1 protein-coding gene and 1 CRISPR repeat array are annotated in these 623 nt (G+C 56.7%); the gene reads left to right on the top strand.

Going from position 1 to position 623, the window contains the following annotated elements; translation table 11 throughout:
* Positions 1–29: 29 nt before the first annotated feature.
* Positions 30–301: a CRISPR direct-repeat array (repeat unit 28 nt; unit sequence ATGTTCCCCGCGCCTGCGGGGATGACCC).
* A 116-nt stretch (positions 302–417) separates the two neighbouring features.
* Complete coding sequence (locus tag HMPREF1627_RS00735) at positions 418–603, top strand: hypothetical protein (protein ID WP_034500319.1); 186 nt, start codon at positions 418–420, stop codon at positions 601–603.
* The last annotated feature ends 20 nt before the right edge of the window (positions 604–623 follow it).

The raw sequence follows: 623 nt of genomic DNA, 5'->3' as shown, positions 1-623 counted from the left end.
TACAACGCCGGGTCTTTCCGGTGCACAGTATGTTCCCCGCGCCTGCGGGGATGCCCCCTGGACAGCATCACCAGGATCAATAGATACAGGATGTTCCCCGCGCCTGCGGGGATGACCCCTGGTACAACAAACAACACGCAGGCAAGGCAGCATGTTCCCCGCGCCTGCGGGGATGACCCGTCCAAGAAGCATGGATCTTAGAACTCGGCGAGATGTTCCCCGCGCCTGCGGGGATGACCCCTGCGAGATAGCTGTGGTGATTATGCTGGTTGCATGTTCCCCGCGCCTGCGGGGATGACCCCCGGCTAACCCCAAGCCAGCTCATAATCTACGGGCAACCAATCAGTCGCGATTACGCGAACACGCGCGTAACCTACTATGGCAACGAGCAAATCAACCGGCTAAGGAGAATCACAAATGACCCGCACTAACCCTAAGAACCCCCGCCGCCTCACCATCCAAGAAAAGTGGGCGTTAGACACCGGCGAGAAAGCAACCGGAGGAGGCAAGCAGTTCAAAGAGGCGCGTGAATACATTAAGCAATACGAGGCTAAAGAAGCGAAGCGAGAAAAACAAGCCAAGAAAGACAAGCGCACCAAGTAACAACACCAAACACAATCCCC

This window comes from Actinomyces sp. S6-Spd3 (assembly GCF_000758755.1).
GTDB lineage: Bacteria > Actinomycetota > Actinomycetes > Actinomycetales > Actinomycetaceae > Pauljensenia.
This window is presented reverse-complemented; position numbering and strand designations above follow the sequence as displayed.